Below are 22,545 nucleotides of genomic sequence, written 5' to 3' on the forward strand. Positions count from 1 at the left end.
CCGTTCCAGGTGATGCGCTGCATGTTGGGCATCCAGGCATCGTCGTACATGGTCGAGTGGTGGTCCTTGTCCTTCTCGACGATGGCGAACACGCCGGCGGGGGTCTCACGTCCCGTGGTGCCGGTCGATACCGGCGCACGCAGGATCCAGCCCTCGGCGTCGTAGAACGTGACCTTCTGGCTCTTGAGGGAGACGATCGCCATGATCGGCTCGCCGGCATCGCGCGGTGCCGTCGCCACGACGGTCGGCGCCGGGCGCGCCTGTCTTGCCGCGGCGCCGGAGTCAAGCTCAACCAGCGCGGCCATCGCCACGAGCGCCACCACACCGAGAAATCCCCACCGCGGCGTCACCACGGTGGGTCGTGCCGTCATAAGCCGATTCAACATGCCACGCCCCGACTAAAGTTCCTGTCCGCGCTTGCCGAGCCGTTTCAGATCGCAAGTCTCAGATCGCGGTCTTTACAATTAGCTAACCCGCGCCACCCTCGATGGTTCGCCTCCCTCTCGCGAACCGTCGACACCACGGTGACGAATCTCTCATATACGACAGCCCGCTTGGGAGAAAGTGTGGCCTCGTAGCCGCGGCGCAGCCGCAATTACTGTCTGCGGTTTGCAGCGGTCATCCGGGAGCAACGATGTGACGATCAGCTGAGTTCCCCTTGCGGTCAATGAGAAGCCCCTGCTGCGTGGCAAAAGCTTCGTCCGAATATTCGGCCGCGGTCACACGCTGCACGCGTCGATTTTGGTCTCATCCTGTTCGCTCGCTTTGCTGCAAGAGTGTCTGTCGCGACAAAATTCTTTCCTTCTTGAGTGCGATCCCCTTTGGCAGACGGCTGCGGGCGTCGCGAGGCAAGGTGAGGCGAATGGCGCGTACCACCCATGATTTTGGGGTGACTGGACAAGTGGCCGCTTTTCTTTGTCAATTGTACAAACTAACGTCGCTGTCTTTGTTGGATGGTCATATGCACGCCAGACGGACGGCCAGGGCTCTCGCGATCGCAGGGTATGTTTGCGCGATGGTGCAGGTCGCGGCGCTTGCAAGCGCACATGCCGCGCCTGACCTCAGCGGTGTCTGGATTCCCGACGTGAAGGATCAGAAGCGGCAGGAGAGGACGAGCATGCCGCCCTGGAAGGCGGATGTTCTCTCGCAAGTTCAGCATCTTGTGGACGAGGAAAAGGCGGGACGCCCCTTTCTCGTCCTGAGCCATTGCCTGCCGCACGGCATGCCCAGCTGGATGCTGATCGCCCATAATGCGATCGAGGTGCTCGTTACACCCGGCCGCATCACCATGCTCGGCGAAGGCGACGGCAACCGCATGCGGCGCATCTACACGGATGGCCGCAAGCCGCCGGAGGACCCCGACCTTTCACTGCACGGCTATTCGATCGGTCATTGGGATGGCGACACGCTGATGGTCGATACCACGGCGATTGTACCGCAGGCCTATATCGCGATCAGCGAAGCAGCCGGCATTCCGAACAACGGCAACATGCATATCGTCGAGCACATTCATCTCGCCGAGCCGAATGTCATGCATGACGACCTGGAGATCACCGCGCCGAACGTGCTTACCACGACGTGGAAGACGACCCGAATATTCCGCCGCTATCCCGATCGACATTTCGAAATTGTCGAGGGTGAATGCGAACAGGAAGATCTGTTGCCGGGGAAAGACGAACACGGCAACGACATCTATGTCCCCAACGCGCAAGGGGCATACGGAACGGTCCACACCGCCAAGTAACAGGGAAAAATCGAGATGTCGCCGAAGGCCATGATGATTGCTGCCTGCCTGACGCTGGGCTTTGCCGGCGCGGCCACCGCGCACCATTCCAACGCGGCCTATGACAGCGACCATCCGCAGACCGTGCAGGGCACCGTCAAGCAGGTCAACTGGACCAACCCGCACATCAGCTTCGTCATCGAGACCGACGTCAAGGAGGGCCCGCAGTCCGGCACCTGGGTCTTCGAAGTGTCGAGCCCGGGCGTGCTCACGCGGTCGGGCTGGACCAAGCGATCGCTGCAGCCCGGCGACCACGCGACGTTCACGTACCTGCCGCTGCGCGACGGCAAATCCGGCGGCTATCTGCGCAAGGTGGTCCTGCCGGACGGCAAGGAACTGACCTACAGTCTAACTCCGGCTGAACAGTAGGTTCTCCGATGGAAGCGCTGCTGATCACGTTTTCAAAGTGGCTGGCATCAACCGGGCTCAGCCATGTCATCCAGACCGTCAGCTGGATCATCCCGACGCTTCAGACCATCCACATTCTCTGCGTCGCGATCGTATTTTCTTCGGCGGTGCTGGTGAACCTTCGCATCTTCGGACTGTTCGAACGCGACGAGCCGCTTCACGCCGTCGCCCGGCGCTTTCTGCCGCCGGTCTGGCCGGTTCTCCTCATCCTTCTGTTGACCGGAAGCCTTCTGATCATCGGCGAACCGCGGCGCTCGCTGGTCAACACCACCTTTTATCTCAAGATGTCGCTTTTGCTCGTCGCCATCCTGCTGACGGCCATCTTGCAACGGACGGTTCTGTCGTCACCCGACTTCATTGAAAATCGGCGAGCGGCCGGCCGCGCGCTGGCGACGGCGTCAATCCTGGTCTGGTGCGGCATTCTGTTCGCCGGTCGCTGGATTGCTTACACGCAGGCCGGATGATGTCGCAGTTCCAGGACCTGATTGCGTTCTTCGAGGACAGCAGCATTGCCGACGCCATCCGCGAAAACGATTTGCTGTTTCCCTCGATCGAATCCATCCACGTCGTGGCGATCTGCCTCGTGGTCGGATCGGTCTTCGTGCTCGACCTGCGGCTGCTCGGCTTTGCCTCCATCAGCCGGCCCGTCGGCCGACTGACGAGAGCCGTGCTGCCGCTGACGTGGAGCGCCTTCGTCGTCGCGGCCAGTTCCGGCTTCCTGCTGTTCATTTCGCACGCCACCAAATACCTGGCCAACGGCTACTTCGTCGCGAAGATGTGCCTGATCTGCGCGGCGGGACTCAACATGATCGCCTTCCATGCCATTACCGCAAGGGATCTGCCGAAATGGGAAGCGCGGAAATTCCCGCCGCCACGGGCGCGGCTGGCCGGCGCCCTGTCGGTCCTGTTCTGGATCGCGGTTGTGGCCTGCGGACGCTGGATCGGTTTCACGATGGAGGAACTGCAGTGATGCAACGGCGCGGTCCTCGCGTCGGTCTCGCGGCCGCGTTCGTTCTTGCCGGACTTGCAGCATCGCCATCGATGTCCTGGACAACTCCGGCAATGCCGCCGTTCCAGGCCCATGTCGACATGAAGACGTTCATGGAGCACGTGCTGACGCCGGCGGCGAAGGTGGTCTGGAGCGTCAACGGTTCGGTAATCGACGCCAACGGCGAACGCAGCCTGGCGCCCCGCACGGACGACGACTGGGAGAACATCACAAGCGGGGCAGCGACGCTTGCCGAAGCCACCAACGCCCTGCTGATTCCAGGGCGCGCGCGGGATGAGGAGTGGAACGCTTATGTGAAAAAGCTGGCCGATGCCGCCGACAAGGCCTACCAGGCCGCCGAAGCGCACGATCTGAAAGCCGTCTCTGAGGTCAGCGACCGTCTCGACGGCATCTGCGCTGCCTGTCACCGCCACTACGGGCTTGAGTAAGGTCTCGCGCTCCTCGCGCGGCAAACCTCAAATTTCTGCGAACGGCGCTGATGGAAACGAGCGGAACCTTTACCTCGGTTATTGTTTATTTCGAGGTGACGCAGTCTGTAATCCGGGGGATCAACGGACACGGCCATATTGCCCGAAGCCAAACGGAAAAGGGCCGAAATTTTGCCCAAGCGTGGGCGCCTTCGACAGAAATGGATGCCCGCGTGAATCGAGACATTGAAACGAGCAAGGTTCCGGAAGTCACCCTGATCTTCTGGATCATCAAGATCCTGGCGACCACGCTCGGCGAAACCGGCGGCGACGCCGTATCGATGTCCATGAAACTCGGCTACGCGGTCGGCAGCGCGATCTTCATCGCCATCTTTGCCGCCGCGGTCGTCGCACAGATTACCACGCGGAAATTCCATCCGTTCCTGTACTGGTTCGTGATCGTGGCCACCACGACGGCCGGCACCACCATGGCCGACTTCGCCGACCGCTCGCTCGGGATCGGCTATTCGGGCGGATCGTCGCTTCTGTTCGCGCTACTGATGATCTCGCTTGGCCTCTGGTACTGGTCGGAGGGATCGATCTCGGTGCACACGGTTGCGACGGCGAAGACCGAAACCTTCTACTGGGTTGCGATCCTGTTTTCGCAGACGCTCGGCACCGCGCTCGGCGACTGGATGGCCGATACCAACGGCCTCGGCTACGAGGGCGGCGCCCTGATATTCGGCGCGGGGCTCGTGCTGGTCGCCGCGGCCTACTTCTTCACGTCGATTTCGCGAACGGCATTGTTCTGGGCCGCCTTCATCCTGACCCGGCCGCTCGGCGCAACCCTGGGCGACTTGTTCGACAAACCGCACGCGGACGGCGGACTCGCCTTCAGCCGCTACAGCGCATCAGCGATCCTGGCGGCGCTGATCATCCTCTGCATCGTGCTGTTGCCGCAGCGGGCCGCCATCCGCTCTGGCAAAACCGGGGCGACCGGAATCTAGGTGATTCCGGCGAGTCCAACTCAAGCGTGCAAGCGTGAGAAGCCCGACGTCGTCGTGATCGACATCAAGCTTCCGGACGTTTCCGGCTTCGAGTTGATGCGGCAAATTCGCAAGGAAGATCCCGGCGCGAGGATCATCATGTTCAGCATGAACGATGATCCGGCCTTTGCGGTGCGGGCGGTCGAGATGGGGGCGCAAGGTTATCTCTCGAAATCGGATGACCCGCGGCTTTTTGTCGAAGCCGTTCACCATGCGCTCGGCATCTCCTACAAGACGGTTGCCAACACCACTTCGCTGCTCAAGCAGAAGCTCGGCGCAAATGGGCGACCTCATTCGTATCGCGGTGGAAATGAATCCCAATTGAGATCGGATGCCACGAACTTCGGAATCGCTAGCTCCGGTCACGCCATCCGCGCGTCATCTCTCGGAAAGGTGTCGCTGATGCGGGGTTGGCGTCTTTACGCTTTTTTCCGGCTTTGATTGACGGGTTGGCCAGGCGTTGGAGAGCAATTTTTTCTGCCGGTTTCGCCGAATTTCTTCGCCACATTTTCCCGAGATGAGCCCCTTTTTGGGCATCCTCCCAAAGCGCCCAACTACCCTCGTTTTGGTATACATTATTCCTCTCGGTATACATTATTCCTTTGTGTTGCCTCCACGACACAATATTTCCGCATTGCGACAAATGTCGCCATATTCATCTATCTATTTGAAATAAATCCTCTTTTTTTGATGATGCCGATCATGCTGCTTCGCACTTGCGAGCAACATCGGGTTCCGAGTCTCCGTTGACGGTATGAAGCGACCGCGTCACTTTGTCTTAACTTTTTTTTAAAAGGGGGCTAGACGATGAGAAAACGCGTTCTGGGGGCAACTTTAGTAGCAGCAGGCATAGCGTTGCACGCTTTGCCTGCTGCTGCTGACAAGCTCGACGATGTAGTGTCGCGACTTGACAAGATCGAAAAGAAAGACACAGCACTCAAAAACGAAAATGCGGCGTTGAGGGCGCGGCTCAAGAAGCATGATGATGCAGCCATCAAGAACGCCACGCCCGCCAAGCCTGGCGCCACACCAGTGCTTGCCACGCGTGTACCGACTCCGGCGCCCGCGCTCGTCGCGCCCGAGATCGACGCCAACGGTCACGGCTTCTTCGAACACAAGAAGGGCAACCCACTCACCTTCTACACGCCCGGCGGCGAGATCACCGGTTACGGCAACATCGACGTGTCGGTTGACGACACCACCAAAGCTCTCTACTCGAATATCAATAACACCGGACTCAACGGTCCCGGTGCAAGCGAGCCCCTCCCGGTCGGCAATTTCGGCTGGATGCCGGCGATCTCGAGCAACAGCTCCTATCTCGGCGTGCGCGGCTTCCAGCGCGTGCCGAATTTCCCGTTCAACTTCGTCTACCAAATGGAAGTCGGCTTCGCCGTTGCCACACAGCCCGGCACGAGAGAGAGCAACAGCAACCTGAGCAATGGCGTCAACGGTGCGCTGTTCAATCGCAACACCTATATCGGTTTTGCAAATCCTGAGTTCGGCGCGATCAAGATCGGCAAGACCACCGCGCCTTATGAAAGATCGACCGGCGGCTTCAACCCGTTCGCGGGCGAGATCGGCAACATGCACGTCATCATGTCCAATAGCGGCGGCGACAACCGCGTCGAATTCGGCGGGCGGCTCGATCACTCGATCTGGTACGAATCGCCGACCATCGGCGGCTTCCAGTGGAACGCCCTGTTCTCGCCGGGCCAGAACCGCGCGACGATCAATGACAATATCCCGGCGGGCGAAGGCAATTGTACCGGTGGCAACGATCCGACCTCCGGCGGCAATCTGCCGGTGACCTGCGGCGACGGCTCGTTCGGCAACGCGGTCAGCACGAGCCTGAGCTACACCAATGGCCCGCTCTACATCACAGCGGCTTACGAACGGCACTTCGGCGTCAACCGGCAGAGTGATATTGCGGCCGAATATGGCATCGCAAATAGCGGGCTCTTTACCAATGCGAGCAGCTGTTTCCAGACACTTGGGTTTGCTCAAGCATCATTTGGGGGAACATTTGCGCCTGGCACCCAAGCAGCATCCAACTTCCTACGCCTCTGCAACGAGGACGTCGGGGATGAAGACGCCTTCAAGGTCGCAGCCCTCTACACCTTCTCGACCAAGACGACGGTGGGTGGCATCTTCGAAAGGATGCACCGCTACATCCCGGCTGACCTGCAATTCCAGAACGAGCGTTCGCGCGACAGCACCTGGCTGTTCGTGACCCAGGAATTGACGCCCAATGACAGCATGAGCTTCGGCTGGGCGCATGCTTTCAATACCCCAGGCGACCCGGGGCAGCACAACTCAGCGTCGCTGACCACGACGCTAGGCCTGGGTGGTTTCATTCTCCCAACTGACGGTGTAGGCGTCTTCGCTTCACCCCAGGACAACTCGGCGGACATGCTCACCGCGAACTACAAGCACAAGTTCGGCTCGAACCTGACCTGGTACACCGCTGTTGCGGCGACTATCAACGGCCCAACCTCGCATTTTGACCTCGGCGCGGGCGGGCATGGCGTCACCACCGACGCTCACTCGGCATTTGATGCCACGGGCGGTCTGGCTTCCAATCCGCACATCTGGACCGGTCCCATCCTTGCCGGGGTCTCGACCGGCCTTCAGTGGAGGTTCTAATGTCACGTCAGAATCAGAACATGAACCCAACCCACGCGCAGGCGTCAGCAGACTTTCGAGAGATGACCATGACAAAGAAAATCCTTATCGGCGCCGTCGGCGCGTTGCTTCTCGGTCCGACGGCGGCCTTGGCGGCTGATCTGCCGGCGAAGGCGGCACCGCCGGTCGCCCAGATCTACAACTGGACCGGCTTCTATATCGGTGTCCAAGGCGGCGGATCCGCTGGCGGCAGCGACCATGTCGCTCGTGTGAGCGACCTCAGCTTCGCCAACGGCTACAACATCAAGGGCGGCTTCGGCGGCGGTACGATCGGCTACAACTGGCAGATGTCGAATTTCGTCCTTGGTTTCGAAGGCGATGGAGCTTGGGGCAGCGAATACGGCAGCAATACCGACAACGGGACGATCGGCAATCCGGCCTTCCTGAGCTTCACCAAGGAAACCTGGTTGGCCACGGCTCGGCTTCGATTGGGATATGCAGTCAACAATTTGCTGTTCTACGGCACCGGCGGCTTCGCCGCCACGGGCATCGAATTTGGCGTCAAGGATGCCAACACCCTCGCTCTCCTCGCTTCGGGATCTTCGACCCGAACCGGCTGGACGGCGGGCGGCGGCGTTGAGTGGGGCTTTGCGCCGAACTGGTCGGCCAAGTTCGAGCTATTGTACGCCCAGTTCGGTGACGCGACGTTCAACACCGTTGCGGCCGAGGGACCCCGCAACGTTCCACTGGTCGACACTGTTGCCCGCGCCGGCATCAACTACCGGTTCGGCGGCCCGGCGATCGCGAGGTACTGAGGCTGCATAACCAGACTAGTGTCCCGGTTCTGACATTCGTATCGTATCTCGGCGAACACTTTTACGAATGTCAGAACCAAGGGGACACTAGCAAATACATGATTCTAGTGTGGCTTTGACTCCGACGTTCCTTTGAAGAGGTCGCTGCGAAACTGAAAGGAACGTCAGACTCGCCACACTAGAACTCCGATTCCGAGGTTCGCAAACCATCGCGGCGACCTCTAACGCGAACTTCGGAATCAGTTGATTTGAGTAGCGGCTTTGAATTTGAAGTTCCTGTGACGAACTTGCCGCAATACTGATAAGAACTTCAAATTAACCGCACTAGAAATGAGAAAGCCCCGGTTTGTCCGGGGCTTTTTTGCGCCGCTCGTCACGCCTGTCCCGAACGCGAACTGATGGGCCGCAGATGCAGGACCTTCCGCCGCGGCGTCTTTGCCACAAGGGCGCCTCGTTTCTCAATGCAGGGTATTGTAACGGGAGCTGGAGACGGTGTTGTCGGGATAGCGCCCGTCACCATAGATGCCACCCCAGCCCGACGGATAATCGGCGTATCCCTGGCTGTAACCAAATCGTATAGCCTGCTCGACCGGCAGCGAGGGCTCGCCATAGGCAACAACAGGCGGAGGCGCCGCGCGCAAGTGTCGTCTGTATTGATGCCCGTCAGCGGGCTGCGCCTGGCTCGCCGCCGCACCGATCACAAGCATCAGCGAAACCGCGGCTCCCGTGAGCCCAAATTTAACCATCATGTTCTCCTGTGTTGGCCGCTCCGCAAGTCTGCTCAGTGCTGCTTTCGCGCGCTTGCGTGCGCGAAGTTAAAGCGCTGCCACAATGGTGGCGCGTAGCTTGTAACAAACATATACACTTCCTTGGCTGTCTTAAACCCTTTGGCTGGTTAAAATAGCCTTTAGCTTGGGGCCGCAGCCGGGTCAGCATATCAGCACCTCCACTGCGGCTATGTCGACGGCATTGAGCAGGCGGGTCGAGGTCGCCTTGATTAGAGGAACAAGAGAAATGCGGAGCATAGGCGCGGCAGTTTTGTGCGTTGTTTTGAGCGGCGGGTGGGCCTCGGCCCAGAATGCGGCGCCGTCAACCCAGGCCGGCAACCAATTCGTTGGGAAGGATGTCCATGTTGTCGCCGACCGGTTTGGCTCGCCCACCGGCCGCAAGAAGATGGACAACGATGACATGCTCTATGTGTGGGAGCTTGGTCCGGCTGACCCAACCGCCAAAAGGAGAACGACCGACACCGGCGACGGAGGTCTCTATGAAGACGGGCACACGCCCGGCTACATGACGGACGACCCCCGCATCTGCAAACTCACCGTCATTGCCTCGCCTGAAGGGATCGTCACGCAGGTCACGGCCGAGGACCAGAACGGCACAGGCGCTCCCGCGAGGACGCTTGGTCTCGTCGGAAGCGTCTGTGCCGACCGGGGGTTGGCGCGTTAAAGCCTAAGGGCCCTCGCGGCGAATCGATCACCCTTGTGCGCGCTCAATAAGCCCAGTAGGGCGGTCCCATGTTTTGATCGATGGAGCCGGGATAATCACCGTCGCCATAGGGGCCTCCCCATCCGGAGTGGTAGGTGGGGGCCCGAATTCCGTAGTCGAAATGATCGAAATCCTGCGCCGTCATTCGGTGAACAACGGGGCCGTAAAAATGGCGATGCATGCCATACTCCGTATGACTTGCCGCCATGGCGGGAGCGATCAGCACAAACAGACCTGCAGCGGCTCCAGCGACCTTAAGAATTCTCATAGGTTGCTCCATAAGCTAAGCAGATGCCGGCCGGACGCCATTTGATCCATCAAAATCTGGATTCCGATGTTCCAAATGCAGCCGTTCCAGTCATCGCGATGAAGCAACGCGCGACGGCGCGGATTGAATTTCCGCGCGTCTCTAAAATTTAATTCACGAACGGAATTTCAGCGCGCTTTCTAAATTTTGTTTAATGGCATACCAGTGTCCTGGTGTACCTTGGGTTCAGAAGTCCGCATGACGGAGCCGCGGCACAAATGATGCGGACTTCTGAACTGCCACACCAGCGACGCGCTGTCGAAATCGCGGGTGCGGAGTTTGTGCGGCGCTGAGAAGACAGCCGACAGGTTGACGCGCAGACGCTCAAAGCACTGCCCGGAAAATCAGGGCAGCGACAGCTAGAGAGCCTACTTCGCAAACGCAGGAAATTCCGGCAGTTTGCCGACGTCGCGCGCATCGTGCTGGATGATGAGCGTCCCCTTCAGATTCGCCAGGATCTTCTTGATGCGCTCCATCGACGCGATCGTTTCGGCGCGATCGTAGTTGAAGCTCGGCACGCCGTCGGAATCGTAGTTCTCGCGGAAATGCACGGCATCTCCGCTGAGAATGACGGGCCCCATCTGCGCAAGCTTGACCAGCAGGCTGGAATGGCCCGGCGTGTGCCCGGGTGTGCGCAACACGATCACGCTGCCGTCGCCGAACACATCCTTGTCGAGTGCCAATGGCTCGACCTTGCTGTCTCCCTTGATCCAGCTCTCGAACGGCTTGTAGTTGACGCCCTGGGCTGGCTTCGGCGCCGTGATCGCGTCCCACTCCTTCGCGCCGATCAACAGCGTTGCTTTCGGAAACGACGAGACGTGGCCGGTGTGGTCGGGCTGGTAATGGCTGATGCCGACATATTTGATCTGATCCGGCTTGACGCCGATCCTGGCGAGTTGGTCGACAAGGCTCACCTTCGGCGCGACGTTGGGAGCGGTCATGGAATGGCCGGTATCCCACAGCATGTACTCGTCGCCATGCTTGATGAGATAGCAGCTGTAGACGAACTGAAGCTTCAGGTCGCCAAAAGCAAAAGTATCCGAGAAGCGCGGATTGACTGATATTGGCGGCTGCGGCGTGCCGCAGTCGGCGAGGCGCGCCAGCGACAGGTCGGCGGCCTGTGCGGGCAGCGTGAGACCAGCGAGCCCCACGAAAAGGCTGACGCCGGCAGCAAGTCTGGAAAGTGTTCTGATCATCGTTTCTCCCCCTGAATGGCATTATGGCGAGCGCAGGATATAGACGCGCCTAGTGTGGCGGTTCAGAAGTCCGCATCATTTGTGCCGCGGCTTCGTCATGCGGACTTCTTGAACCAAGCCACACTAGATCAATAGGTTTGCTAGTGTCCTTTCGATCCCGAAGTTCGAAACGTGGCTCCGCAAGATGGGACGAACTTCGGGATCGGGACACTAGTGGTCCGATTCTAACATTCGCATCCGGTCTCAGCAGCCACTTTTGCGAATGTTAGAATCGAAGGACCACGAGCAAATATAGGTTTCCAGTGGAGTTTTGGATTTGACATTCGCTTGACGTACCCGCGGCCAAGTGGGTAGCGAATGTCAGATCCACTCCGCTAGGGGACGAAATGTCTTTTCGCAGGCCAACACAGACGTGATCCTGTGCCTGCCCTGACAAGCACCGGAAGCTGCCAGAGCGGCGACGTTAACCGTGATCAGGTGGCTTTGAACCGCGGCTCAGCCGCAATTCCAGATCGGGCCGATCGGCGTCCACGTCCAGCACGGACCGAACGAGCCGCCGTTGTAGCGGCCGCGGTAAATGCCGGGCCTCCCGACATAGTGCCATTCGCCGTCCCATCCGACATAGTCAGGCACCGGGTCGATATACCAGGGGCGCCGATTGTGCTCCGCCACATAGCGCAGCGCGCCCTTCTGGGCATAGAGCGGCTGGCTGTTGCTCGGCGGCTGATGATAGCCCGGCAGAAAACCATAGCCATGCCGGTGCGCCGGCCGCTTGTGAACCGGTGCGGCCTGCGCGGCGACGGCAAGCAGCGACAGGATGACAGCAATCGATTGACATATGAGACGTGACATCGGCTCAGCATAGACAATCGGAGGCGGGAAGACCATTCAAATCCGATTCAAGGATTCTTCGCTGTCTGAGGCAGGGCTGACCGTCGAGCTCACGACCTCCGAAGCCGGAAGGCATATGCCTCGCGTCCACGTGCAACGTCCCGCACCAGCATCTTCGCCCGCGCCGGTTTGTCCTTGGCCGTGACGATTCAGGTCTCATGCGCGGCTGCTCAGAAAATCAAAGTCCAACTGGATGATGTCGCCCGGACTCACGTCGTCCGGTCTCCACTGGTTCGGAAGCCGCACGACGGATAGCTCGGCGGAGTGGTCGGCCGGTATCTTCTGCCTGACGGCCGCAACGGCCTGGCTGTGAGGAATCGAATAGGCTGCCCAGAACGACTTGGTTCCGTCAGGCGCGCTGACTTCAACCACGGGGATCGCTATGCGTGCCATCTTGATCGTGTTCTCCGGTGCAGTCTTTTTCGTTTCAATCTCGTCGCGAGCGACAGTACGAGCGGGTCAAGGCCGTCGCTCAGCTCGCTCCTTTGGCTGTTCTCGGTTGCACGTCAGGCAGAGCGAGCGGATGACCTGCATTCGATTGACGGCCAATCGCTCGTGCAGGTGAGGCGTCTTCTCCTCGCAAAAGACGCAATAGCTCTGCGGCACGCGTTGCGTGGATGCAGTCGACTTCTCCATGAGCCCCCCGGCATGAAGCAAATAAGTTGTCAGTAGCGGGAGTGCGTTCCCGTCGAGCGGTTTGCCCGATCCGGAAACATTGGCTCACGGGATAAGCGACGAGCAGTCCGCGCGCTAACGTACATTCGGCCTGGCTGTCGAATTTCATCGTATAGATGTGTGACGTCAGAAACAGAATGAACGCCCAGCCCACAATCGTTCCCCCAAACGCATTCCTGTTCGGCTCTACGGTTCGGCGTCCGATCTCTCGTCCAGCAATTGCTGGATGACCGTTACGAGGTCGGCCGGCGCGAAGGGCTTTTTGAGCAGAACGCTGCTGGGCACGCCTTGCGTTTCCCAGCGGTCAGCCGCCGCTCCCGTGATGTAGACAACGGGAACGTTCGGATCGACCCGGCGCGCCGCCCGCGCGACTTCCCAGCCATCGATCCTGCCAAGCAGCTTGATATCCACGACGAGCGCGCGATAGTCGCCGAGATCGCTTCTCAGGAGCGTAACGGCTTCCTCGCCTGTCGCAGCAATGGCGGGGTGCAGGCCTTCGTCTTCGAGCGCGGACTCGATCGTGGTCTGTATCTGGACGTCGTCTTCAATGACGAGAATGTTCGGATGAGTGGCCCGTTCAGCTTCGCGCATATTTCGAACGATGTCCTCCCATCAGCCCTTCGATTAATCGAGAGGATCGCCGCCAAAGCGGCTACCTGGAGCTCCGATTCCGAAGTTCGCACGGTGTCGCGGCGACCTCGCCGCACGAGCCCATTAGGAAGGATTCGACGGGAGGATGAAGTGTAAGGATTTTATAAGGATCGTTCGTCGTCCGTTCTCAAACGGTAGCCAATTCCGGGCTCTGTGAGGATCAGGTCGGGCGCGCTGGAATCGGCCTCGAGCTTCTGCCGGATTTGCCCGATATAGACCCGCACAAACTGCGTATCGGTGACCGTCCCTCCCCACCCCGCTGCGAGGAGTTGCTTATGGGTGACGACCTGGCCCGCATGGCGGGCCAGACAGCTCAGCAGGTCATACTCCTTGGCCGTGAGGTCAATCTCCTGCTTTTGAACCCTTACTACCCGGCGCTCAAAATCCACTTCCAGGCCGCGCCCCGAATAGGTTGAGGCCTCATGGCTTTGCCGTTCCGCATGCCGCAAGGCTGTGCGCAAGCGAGCCTGCAGTTCCCCCATATGGAAAGGCTTGGTGATGTAGTCGTCGGCGCCAAGATCGAGGGCTGCGATGCGCTCTTCCGCGTCGTGGCGAGCCGAGAGCACCACGATCGGTGCCTCCGTCCATTCGCGCAGTGCCTGGATCACTTCCTTGCCGTCCATGTCCGGCAGCCCGAGATCCAGCACGATGACATCGGCGCCGGATTGAGCGACGTATTGCAGCGCCGCCCCGGCCGAAGGGACGGTCGTCACATTGAAGCCGGAGGTGACAAGGGTCGATTTCAGAACGCGCAATATCGGCAGTTCGTCGTCGATAACCAACACGCGCGGGCTTGAACCGGTCACTCCTTGGGCTCCATCGCTTGTTGGGCAGGTAGCCGGATTATAAACCGCGCGCCGCGCCCGTCCCAGACCGGACTCTCGACGCCGATTTGTCCGCCGAAGGCCTCCACGATCCCCTTGGCTACGGCGAGCCCGAGACCGACTCCCCCCTCGCGCCGCCGGTTCGCGCCTCCGCGGAAGAATTTATCAAAAACCTGCGGCCGCTCCTCGGCGCTGACGCCGGGCCCCTGATCGGCAACCACAAGCATAACTTCATCGTCCTCGCGTGCGACGCCGACGCGGATGATGGAACCGGGAGGACTGAACTCGGCGGCGTTCTCGAGGATGTTCACCAGCGCCTGTTCGATCAGCACAGGATCGACTGAAATCATGACATTGGACGCCGTGAAGGCTCGCTCGACGCGCCGGCCGACAAGCCTTCGCCGCGTTTGTTCGAGGGCGGAAATCATGGCTTCTGCCGGCTCCATCAGCGCGCGCTTGAGCGCGAGAACGCCGGTTTCCAGGCGCGTCATGTCGAGAAGGTTGGAGACGTATCGGTTCAGCCGCTCCGCTTGTTCCTGGATTGTGTCCAGCAATTCGCGTCGCGTCGTCCCATCGAACCGGGAGTCATGCTCGAGGAGGCTCGAAGCCGAAGCGAGGATAGTGGCAATCGGCGTGCGCAGGTCATGCGACAGCGATGACAACAGCGCGGTACGCAGACCTTCGCGGTCGGCGATCAGGCGAGCTTCGAATACGTCTTCTGCAAGCGTCGTTCGATCGAATGCAATGGCGCCGAGCTTGAGCAATGCTTCCAGCCAGTCGCTCGCGGCGGGTGTCTCGACCTTTCGATCGGTCCACATGGCGACCAGCCCGACGGTGCCTCGCGCCGTCCTCAAGTCCCGCAAGAGCGCATTTTTTCCGGCCAGAACCAGTGCCTTCAAATCCTCGTCGGATTCGGCGCCGACCACAGACACGGCGTCAGTCATGGCCAGCAGCGTCCGTTCACCCCTGTTCACCGACCAGATCGCTGCCTCGATGTTGCTGCCCGACTTCAAGGTCCGCGCAAGGCTCTGCGCGACTTCCGAAGCGGCGGTCGCAACAGAAAGATCGCGGCTCGCGGCGAGGAGCGCAGTCAGCCGGCGAAGCTGATCCGTGACTGCATGGGTACGGTCGCTGAGTTGGCCCGCCATCGCACCAACCAGCAGCGCAGCAAGGAGAAAGCTTACCAATACGACGACGTCGGCCGGTTCGAACGAAAACGCCAACTGCGGGTCGGCAACGAGGAAGTTGTAGGAAAGGAAAGCCGCAATAGCCGCCGTCAGGGCGGGACGCATCCCGCACCAGATGCCGACTACGACGAGGGCCACCATGAACGGCAGGGACGTGCTTCGTGACCCGGCCAGCGTTAGCGTTGCAATGCTGACGAGAGTTGCTGCGAAGACCAGGAGCAAGGCAAGAACATAGCCACCTGGCCGGCCACGCAACGAGAGTTCCGGTTCCGGAATAATGCTCCACGCGTTCTCCGTGATCGATCCCATTGGATTCGCTCCTGCTGAGGTCATGCTCACCGCCTTAAGCAAAACCGGATCGCCTGGCTATCCTGACATACGTCGAGGTCGGCCGGTATCGGCCAGGCAGACCATCCGCTTCGGCGATTTTTTGTGAGCTCTACTTGTTCGCCTTTTTAGGTGGCTTTGGCGGACCTACGACCGGCGGCAGAGATTTCACATACTCCGCGATCGCAGCTATGTCGGCGTCCGGCAGTTGCGACGTGTTCTTGATCACGGCCACCATCGATCCCCCGGCGGAATCGCCATCGGGCGTCTGCCCGGTCTTGAGAAAATAATCGATGTCCCTGGCGCTCCAGTCGGAGAGCTCTTTCTCGGTGATGTTGGGCACCCAGCCCTCGCCTTCCGGATTGGGGCCGCCGGCAAATCGTTGCGCCGTGATGATGCCGCCGAGAAAATTGCGCGGGCTATGACACTCGGCGCAATGACCGAGGCTGTTCACGAGATAAGCGCCGCGATTCCATTGCGCCGAATGCGCGCTGTCGGGCGTGAACGGTTTGGCATCGAAGAACAACAGCTTCCAGATGCCGACGTTGCGGCGGATGTTGAACGGAAACGGCACATCGTGGTCGCGCACCTTGCCGGCGACCTTCGCGAGCGTCTTGATGTAAGCGAAGAGATCCCTGATGTCGTCGACGCGCGCATGCGCGTAGGAGGTATAGGGAAAGACCGGGAAGAAATGTTGGCCACCGGGAGAAACGCCAGATGTCACCGCTGTGACAAAATTCGCCTCGGTCCAGCGCCCGATGCCATCGGCTTCATCCGGTGAAATGTTGGGCGCGTAGAACGTCCCGAATGGCGAATGGATCGCGAGCCCGCCGCCGAGCTTCAAACGGTCGGGCTGGCCCGGCACCGCGTGGCAGGAGGCGCAACCGCCGGCATTGAAGACCACCTTCCCGTTGGCGAGGTCGGGCGTCCGGGCGGCAAGCGTTATCGGGCGCCCGGACAGGATGAACGGCTCGGTCAGCAGCCAATAGACGGAAAGGCCGATCGCGGCTGCAATTGCCGCACCAAGGAAAATTCGTCGCATCACCGATCCGTCATTCCAAGCACATCTAGTGGTCCAATTCTAACATTCGCATCCCTTCTCAGCGGCCGCTGTTGCGAATGTTAGAATTAGAAGGACCACTAGCAGATATAAGTTTCTAGTGGAGTTTTGGATTTGACATTCGCATTCGGGACTTGCGGCCAGGTGGGTAGCGAATGTCAAATCCACTCCACTGGCACGATAGCCGCGGCACGGGCCTTTATGGCCATAGCACCAGCCTTTGGTCACTGCGCGAGCCTCAGAGTCGCTGCGTGAGCTTTGTAGTCACCGAGCAGCCCTCGGTTGGCTTCCAAATTTCTTCATTTTGGGGCCGATTTCGGGAATAAAATTGGAACCCGGCGGTTGTGTAACTCGTACATATTGTTCGCCATCACGCATTTGCGCCACAGGGAGAGAACCATGACCAAAGCCAAACTCGCGACGCTTGCGCTTGCTACGACGGTTGTTTTCGTCGGACCGGCCTTCGCCGAAAAGTTCAAGGCAACGCTGAACGGCAAGTCCGAAGCGCCGCCGACCACCAGCGCCGGCACCGGCACCGCCGATATCGACTATGACGCCGCGACCAAGAAGCTCTCGTGGAAACTGACCTATAGCGGACTGACCGGCCCTGCGAAGGCAGCTCACATCCATGGCCCGGCCGAGCCCGGCAAGAATGCAGGCGTCGTTGCGGCCATTCCGGGCGCGACGAAGAGCCCCGCCGAAGGCAGCGCCACCCTGACCGATGCGCAGGCTGCCGATCTCGAAGCAGGCAAGCTCTACATCAACGTTCATACCGAGGCCAATCCGGCTGGCGAAATCCGCGGCCAGATCACGAAGTAAGGTGACATAGTGCACGTTCGAGTGATCAAGCGATGGCGGGCGATTAAAGCCTCTCCCCGGCGGCAGCCGGGCTTCGCAAGTAACTTCGACGCCCTTTGAGAATGCCGTCATCGCGAGCGATCGCGAAGCGATCCAGTCCTTCTTTGCAGCAATTCTGGATCGCTTCGTCACTTGCGCTCCTCGCGATGACGGGAGCCTGACATCGCTTCAACAAAGCTTGGATTTAGCCTTTCTTGATCCGGAAGGTTTCGTGGCAGTTGCCGCATGCCTTGCCGATGGCCGGCGCATTCGCCTTCAGCGTATCGAGGTCCGTGATCTTGGGCTTGGCTTCGGTGACGACCTTGGCGAACTCTTCGATCTTGGCGTGGAAGCCGGCCTTGTCCTTCCAGATCTTCGGCGAAACCTCGTATTTGCTGTCCGCAGGATTCATTCCCTTGATGCTGTCCGGAAACATCGTCGGCAGCTTCCTGGCGGTCTCCTCGAGCTGGGCAAGCCCCTCCGTCACAGCGGCCTGATCGTAAGGCTTTTCGCCCTTGACCATGGCGATCATGGCGCCGAGATTTTTCGCATTGGCTTTCATCGTGTCCTGGTTCTGCTTGACCAGATCCTGCTGCGCGACGACGGCACTGACGCCCAGCAACAAAGCGCCAACAACCAAGGTAGTTCGTATCATCGGCTTGTTCCCCTTCGTTTCAACACGCTCGTCAATATGCCAGTTCTCTTTACGAGAGCTATCACAGACTATGCCGGCGCTGATGCTCGCGGATCGCAATCCAGACCCTCTCCGGCGTCGCCGGCATGTCGATGTGATCGATCTTGTACTCGCGCCAGAGCCCTTCGACGATGGCATTGACGACGGCAGGGCAGGAGCCGATCGCCCCCGCCTCGCCCGCGCCCTTGACGCCAAGCGGATTGGTCGTGCACGGCACATTATGCGTTTCGAAGATGAAGGATGGGCCATCGGACGCGCGCGGCAGCGCGTAATCCATGAACGTACCGGTCTGAAGCTGGCCGTCCTTTGCGCTATAGACCGCCTGCTCCATCAAGGCCTGGCCGATCCCCTGCATGGCGCCGCCATGCACCTGGCCGGCGAGCAACAGCGGGTTGAGCGTCACGCCGAAGTCGTCGACGACGACGTAGTTGACGATCTGAATGTTGCCGGTGGCCGGATCGATCTCGACTTCGGCGAGATGCGTGCCGTTCGGAAACGTGCCGTCGGCCGCGGTAAAGGTGGCGCTGCCGTTGAGTTTCGACGGATCGACGCCCGGACGTTTGGCCAGATCCGCAAAGCTGATCGCACGGTCGGTGCCGGCAACGCGGATGGTACCGCCGTCGATCTCAAGGTCGCCCACGCTTGTTTCCAGTGCTTCCGCCGCGATCTCGCGCAGGCGCTGGCCAAGCTCGTGCGCGGCGCGCTCGACACAGACACCGCCGGTCGGAATCGCCGAAGAGCCGCCGGTGCCAAGTCCCGTGGCGATGCGGTCGGTATCGCCCTGGAAGACATGGACTCGCTCCGGCGGCACGCCGAACTGGTCGGCGATGATCTGCGCATAGGCGGTCTGATGGCCCTGCCCGGTCGATTGCGTGCCGATCAAGACCGACACGTCGCCGTTGGGGTCGAGTGCGACCCGCGCGGTCTCCTCGCCCATGGTGCCGCAGACCTCGACATAGCTCGCCAGCCCGATGCCACGCACAAGGCCCCGCTTCTTCGCCGCCTTGGCGCGTTTCGGAAAGTCCTTCCACTGTCCCACTTCCATCGCCCGCTTCAGATGCGCGGCGAAGTCGCCGGAATCGTAGATCTTGCCGGTCGCGGTCGTGTACGGCATCGCGCGGGGCGGGATGAAATTCTTGCGGCGGATCGCATCCACGCTCATGCCGAGTTTTCGCGCGGCGGCATCGACGAGCCGCTCAACCACATAGGCAGCCTCTGGACGTCCGGCGCCGCGATAGGCATCGACCGGCACCGTGTTGGTGAAGATGGTGCGGACGCGGCAGTGAAAAGCCTGGATGTCATAAAGGCCGGGCAGCATCCCGGCGCCGCCGTGGGGAATGTACGGCCCGAAGGTCGACAGATACGCGCCCATGTCACTCATGAGGTCGACGTCCATGCCGAGGACTTTTCCGTCCTCGGCCAGCGCCATCCGCGCAGTCGTGACGTTGTCGCGCCCCTGCGCGTCGCCCATGAAGTGATCGCTGCGATCGGCGGTCCATTTCACCGCCTTGCGAAGTTTGCGCGCGGCAACGGCCGCGAGCGCGTACTCGCGATACGGAAACAGCTTGGTGCCGAACCCGCCGCCGACATCGGGACAGATCACGCGCATCTTTTCCAGCGGCATCTTCAGCACCATGCCGCCGATGATCTCGCGCAAGCGATGGCTGCCCTGGCTGCCGATCGTGAGTGTGAGATGATCGCGCCTGGCGTCGTACTCGCAGACCACCGCGCGGGTTTCCATGAAATTGATGACGACGCGCGGATTGACGATGGAGATTTCCGCAACCGCATGCGCTTTCGCAAATGCCGCCTCGGTCGCCTTCTTGTCGCCGATCGAGACATCGAACAAGACGTTGCCCCGGTGCTGCGCCCAGACTTGCGGCGCGCCGCCCTTGACCGCGTTGCGAACGCCGGTCACCGCCGATAAGGGCACCCACTTCACTTCGATCGCCTCGATGGCGTCGCGCGCGGCATCGACGGTCTCTGCCACGACAAAGGCAACGGCGTCGCCGACATGACGCACTTCATCCCTGACGAGGATCGGATAAGGCGGCCCGGTGAACGGATTGTCTTCCAGATTGAACAGGCACGGCAGGTCGCCGAGATCGCTGACGTCTTCCCCGGTCAGGATCAGCGCGACACCGGGCAGAGCGCGGGCGCGCGCCGCATCGATGGTGAACTTCGCATGCGCATGTGGCGAACGCAGCACCAGCGCATGCAAGGCCTGTGAGGGAGCGAAGTCGTCGGTGTAGCGGCCTAGGCCTCGAATGAGCGCGTCGTCTTCTTTGCGAAGCACGCTTTGACCGACGCCGAATTTGACGGGAGCCATTCTGTTTCCGTTTCCAACCTGTCGAATATGCTACGCAACATATATTGGCGCGGATCGGTTGGTCACGCAAACCTGCGGCTAAGCAAACGTGAACACTAACCTTTTACCAGCGACATCACCCAGCGCCGGCCGAACAGCAGCAGGATTGCTCCGGTATAGACCACGCCGCCTGCCACGATCAGCAGCAGAAATTCAGCCTCGTCATGCAGGGTGCCCGAGCCCGAAACATGGGACGCTGAAAGCCTCGCCGTCAGCCACAATGCCGCGGCCAGCACGACACCCGTGGCGACAAACTTTCCGACCGACCGCAGCAAGGCGGAATCAAGCTGGAGATGGCCGGCGCGGACCGCAAAGCCGATCACCAGCGACAGGTTGATCCAGGCGCCCATAGCCGTCGCAAAAGCAAGCCCAACCTGCGCCAATGGGCCGACCAGCGCGATCTTGAGCGCGACGTTGACGGCAACGCCGATCAGCGCGGCCTTCACTGGCGTCGCCGTATCTCGCCGCGCGTAGAAGGTCGCAACCGCGCTTCGGATCAGCACGAACGGAATGAGCCCGACGGCATAGGCGGCGAGCGTGGCGGCCGCTGCCGCGGCGTCTCCCTTGGTGAAAGCGCCGCGGGCAAACATCGCGCGCATGATCTGATCCGGCACCACAAGAAACGCCGTCACGAACGGCACCGACAACAACAGTGTAAAGTCGAAAGCGCGCCGCTGCGCAAGATGCGCGCCCTCGTGATCTTCTGCTGTCAGCCGACGCGACATTTCCGGCAACAGCACCGTGCCGATCGCAATGCCAATCACGCCGATCGGCAACTGATTGAGACGGTCCGCATAATAGAGCGCGGACAGCGCGCCTGCAGGAAGAAAGGTCGCGATGATCGTGTCGGCAAATAATGCGACCTGCGTACCCATCGAGCCGATGGTGGCGGGCCCCAGCGCACGGAAAAACGCGCGCACATCTGCGTCGAACTTGATCGGGGCAAAGCGCGGCAGACCACCATGGGTACCGAGATCGCCGGCGAGCAGGAAGTATTGCAGGAAACCCGAGATCAAAACGCCCCACGCCGCCGCATGGCCGGGCGTCGGAAACCACACCGCGACCGCGAGCGTCGCCATCATCGAAATATTGAGCAGGATGGACGCCGCCGCCGCGCTCGCAAAACGGTGCATCACGTTGAGGATGCCGCCATAGAGCGTCACCAGCGTGATCAGCAGCAGATACGGAAAGGTGATCCGTGTCAGCTCGATCGCGAGCTTGCGCTGCTCGGCATCGTCGCCAAATCCGGGCGCGAGCAGGCTCATCGCCTGCGGCATGAACAGCCAGGCGGCGACCAGCAGAACGAGCTGCGAGACAAATAGCAGCGTGAAGATGCGGTTGGCGAACAGGCTGGCCGCCTTCTCGCCCTCCTCGCCGCTGACGTGGGCATAGGCCGGCACGAAAGCCGCGTTGAAGGCGCCCTCGGCAAAGATCGCCCGGAAATGATTGGGCAGTCGCAGCGCCACGAAAAAGGCGTCCGCCGCGGGCCCGGCGCCGAGGATCGCCGCCAGCATGATGTCGCGGGCAAAGCCGGTCACGCGCGAAAGAAGCGTGTAGCCGCCGACGGTGAAGATACGACCGAGCATGCGCCGCTTCTAAAGGAATCGGGGGTCGGTTTGAAGCGCGGAAAGGTTTTGCTCTTTCTTTTCCCTCCCCCTTGCGGGGAGGGTCGGCGAGCTCAGAAGCGCCCTTGCGCTTCAGCGCGAGCCGGGGTGGGGGTCCTGAAGGAAGCTGTGAGGATCGGATTCCGTCAACGACGTGCCCCCCCCACCCGACCGTCGCTTCGCGACGGCCACCCTCCCCACAAAGGGCTAAGGCGTGCACACAATTTTTGTTGCCAAGATGGAATCGAGTCTGATTCCTTATCGTGCGGTCCACGAGAGGGATGACCGCATTGAAGACAGGGATGGATTGGTCAGTCGGCCGCTTTGGCGATGCTCGGCTGGC

23 protein-coding genes and 1 pseudogene are annotated in these 22,545 nt (G+C 60.6%); 11 read left to right on the forward strand and 13 right to left on the reverse strand.

Annotated features, from left to right (window positions below; genetic code table 11):
• On the reverse strand, positions 1–386 hold a 386-nt coding region (locus M6D32_RS26120; protein WP_298261805.1), incomplete at its 3' end, for a L,D-transpeptidase family protein.
• Between the two features lie 575 nt (positions 387–961).
• On the opposite strand from M6D32_RS26120, the gene M6D32_RS26125 reads away from it, so the two are divergent.
• The 9 genes and pseudogenes from M6D32_RS26125 to M6D32_RS26165 all read left to right on the forward strand — a co-directional run bounded on the left by M6D32_RS26125 (position 962) and on the right by M6D32_RS26165 (position 8,090).
• Positions 962–1,744, forward strand: coding sequence for a hypothetical protein (locus tag M6D32_RS26125; RefSeq protein ID WP_298261807.1), 783 nt, complete (start codon positions 962–964; stop codon positions 1,742–1,744).
• Positions 1,745–1,759: 15 nt separating this feature from the next.
• Positions 1,760–2,152, forward strand: coding sequence for a DUF6152 family protein (locus tag M6D32_RS26130; protein ID WP_298261809.1), 393 nt, complete (start codon positions 1,760–1,762; stop codon positions 2,150–2,152).
• 8 nt (positions 2,153–2,160) lie between these two features.
• Positions 2,161–2,655, forward strand: a complete 495-nt coding sequence (locus tag M6D32_RS26135) for a DUF6644 family protein (RefSeq protein ID WP_298261811.1) — start codon at positions 2,161–2,163, stop codon at positions 2,653–2,655.
• Positions 2,655–3,161: a DUF6644 family protein gene (locus M6D32_RS26140; protein ID WP_298261813.1), complete on the forward strand. Its 507-nt coding sequence runs from the start codon at positions 2,655–2,657 to the stop codon at positions 3,159–3,161. The genes M6D32_RS26135 and M6D32_RS26140 overlap by 1 nt, the downstream gene beginning before the upstream one ends.
• Complete coding sequence (locus tag M6D32_RS26145; protein ID WP_298261815.1) at positions 3,158–3,628, forward strand: hypothetical protein; 471 nt, start codon at positions 3,158–3,160, stop codon at positions 3,626–3,628. The genes M6D32_RS26140 and M6D32_RS26145 overlap by 4 nt, the downstream gene beginning before the upstream one ends.
• A gap of 200 nt (positions 3,629–3,828) precedes the next feature.
• Positions 3,829–4,614 (forward strand): hypothetical protein, encoded by a 786-nt coding sequence (locus tag M6D32_RS26150; RefSeq protein WP_298261817.1) that lies wholly within the window; start codon positions 3,829–3,831, stop codon positions 4,612–4,614.
• Between the two features lie 36 nt (positions 4,615–4,650).
• Positions 4,651–4,978, forward strand: a pseudogene (locus tag M6D32_RS26155) (response regulator transcription factor); the annotation flags it as partial.
• A 482-nt stretch (positions 4,979–5,460) separates the two neighbouring features.
• Complete coding sequence (locus M6D32_RS26160) at positions 5,461–7,296, forward strand: porin (protein WP_298261819.1); 1,836 nt, start codon at positions 5,461–5,463, stop codon at positions 7,294–7,296.
• Between the two features lie 68 nt (positions 7,297–7,364).
• The gene (locus M6D32_RS26165; protein ID WP_298261820.1) at positions 7,365–8,090 is read left to right on the forward strand and encodes an outer membrane beta-barrel protein; all 726 of its coding nucleotides are present in this window, start codon (positions 7,365–7,367) and stop codon (positions 8,088–8,090) included.
• Positions 8,091–8,548: 458 nt separating this feature from the next.
• On the opposite strand, the gene M6D32_RS26170 is transcribed toward M6D32_RS26165, so the two are convergent.
• A complete protein-coding gene (locus tag M6D32_RS26170; RefSeq protein WP_298261822.1) occupies positions 8,549–8,836 on the reverse strand; it encodes a hypothetical protein in 288 nt (95 codons plus the stop codon).
• A 268-nt stretch (positions 8,837–9,104) separates the two neighbouring features.
• Between M6D32_RS26170 and M6D32_RS26175 the strand changes: the two genes are divergently transcribed.
• Complete coding sequence (locus M6D32_RS26175; protein WP_298261825.1) at positions 9,105–9,542, forward strand: hypothetical protein; 438 nt, start codon at positions 9,105–9,107, stop codon at positions 9,540–9,542.
• A gap of 43 nt (positions 9,543–9,585) precedes the next feature.
• Here M6D32_RS26175 and M6D32_RS26180 read toward each other — a convergent pair whose 3' ends face one another.
• The 8 genes from M6D32_RS26180 to M6D32_RS26215 form a co-directional block, all read right to left on the reverse strand.
• Entirely contained in the window at positions 9,586–9,849 is a 264-nt protein-coding gene (locus M6D32_RS26180) for a hypothetical protein (RefSeq protein ID WP_298261827.1), read from the reverse strand.
• A 407-nt stretch (positions 9,850–10,256) separates the two neighbouring features.
• Complete coding sequence (locus tag M6D32_RS26185) at positions 10,257–11,084, reverse strand: N-acyl homoserine lactonase family protein (RefSeq protein WP_298261829.1); 828 nt, start codon at positions 11,082–11,084, stop codon at positions 10,257–10,259.
• 495 nt (positions 11,085–11,579) lie between these two features.
• Positions 11,580–11,936, reverse strand: a complete 357-nt coding sequence (locus M6D32_RS26190; RefSeq protein ID WP_298261830.1) for a hypothetical protein — start codon at positions 11,934–11,936, stop codon at positions 11,580–11,582.
• A 195-nt stretch (positions 11,937–12,131) separates the two neighbouring features.
• A complete protein-coding gene (locus M6D32_RS26195) occupies positions 12,132–12,368 on the reverse strand; it encodes a hypothetical protein (protein ID WP_298261832.1) in 237 nt (78 codons plus the stop codon).
• Between the two features lie 468 nt (positions 12,369–12,836).
• Positions 12,837–13,241, reverse strand: coding sequence for a response regulator (locus tag M6D32_RS26200; protein ID WP_298261834.1), 405 nt, complete (start codon positions 13,239–13,241; stop codon positions 12,837–12,839).
• Between the two features lie 161 nt (positions 13,242–13,402).
• Positions 13,403–14,107, reverse strand: coding sequence for a response regulator transcription factor (locus M6D32_RS26205; protein WP_298261836.1), 705 nt, complete (start codon positions 14,105–14,107; stop codon positions 13,403–13,405).
• A complete protein-coding gene (locus M6D32_RS26210) occupies positions 14,104–15,621 on the reverse strand; it encodes an ATP-binding protein (protein ID WP_298261838.1) in 1,518 nt (505 codons plus the stop codon). Before M6D32_RS26210 ends, M6D32_RS26205 begins: the two co-directional genes overlap by 4 nt.
• Before the next feature lie 130 nt (positions 15,622–15,751).
• Positions 15,752–16,681, reverse strand: a complete 930-nt coding sequence (locus tag M6D32_RS26215; RefSeq protein WP_298261840.1) for a cytochrome c — start codon at positions 16,679–16,681, stop codon at positions 15,752–15,754.
• Between the two features lie 417 nt (positions 16,682–17,098).
• On the opposite strand from M6D32_RS26215, the gene M6D32_RS26220 reads away from it, so the two are divergent.
• Positions 17,099–17,518, forward strand: coding sequence for a CHRD domain-containing protein (locus M6D32_RS26220; protein WP_298261843.1), 420 nt, complete (start codon positions 17,099–17,101; stop codon positions 17,516–17,518).
• Positions 17,519–17,741: 223 nt separating this feature from the next.
• Here M6D32_RS26220 and M6D32_RS26225 read toward each other — a convergent pair whose 3' ends face one another.
• From M6D32_RS26225 to murJ, 3 genes are all read right to left on the reverse strand, one after another.
• Entirely contained in the window at positions 17,742–18,191 is a 450-nt protein-coding gene (locus tag M6D32_RS26225) for a cytochrome c (RefSeq protein ID WP_298261845.1), read from the reverse strand.
• Between the two features lie 61 nt (positions 18,192–18,252).
• On the reverse strand, positions 18,253–20,559 hold the full coding sequence (locus M6D32_RS26230; protein ID WP_298261847.1) for a xanthine dehydrogenase family protein molybdopterin-binding subunit: 2,307 nt from the start codon (positions 20,557–20,559) through the stop codon (positions 18,253–18,255).
• 95 nt (positions 20,560–20,654) lie between these two features.
• The gene (gene murJ, locus M6D32_RS26235; RefSeq protein ID WP_298261849.1) at positions 20,655–22,184 is read right to left on the reverse strand and encodes a murein biosynthesis integral membrane protein MurJ; all 1,530 of its coding nucleotides are present in this window, start codon (positions 22,182–22,184) and stop codon (positions 20,655–20,657) included.
• Between the last annotated feature and the right edge of the window lie 361 nt (positions 22,185–22,545).

The sequence above is a fragment of the Bradyrhizobium sp. genome, from assembly GCF_027307225.1.
Classification (GTDB): domain Bacteria; phylum Pseudomonadota; class Alphaproteobacteria; order Rhizobiales; family Xanthobacteraceae; genus Bradyrhizobium.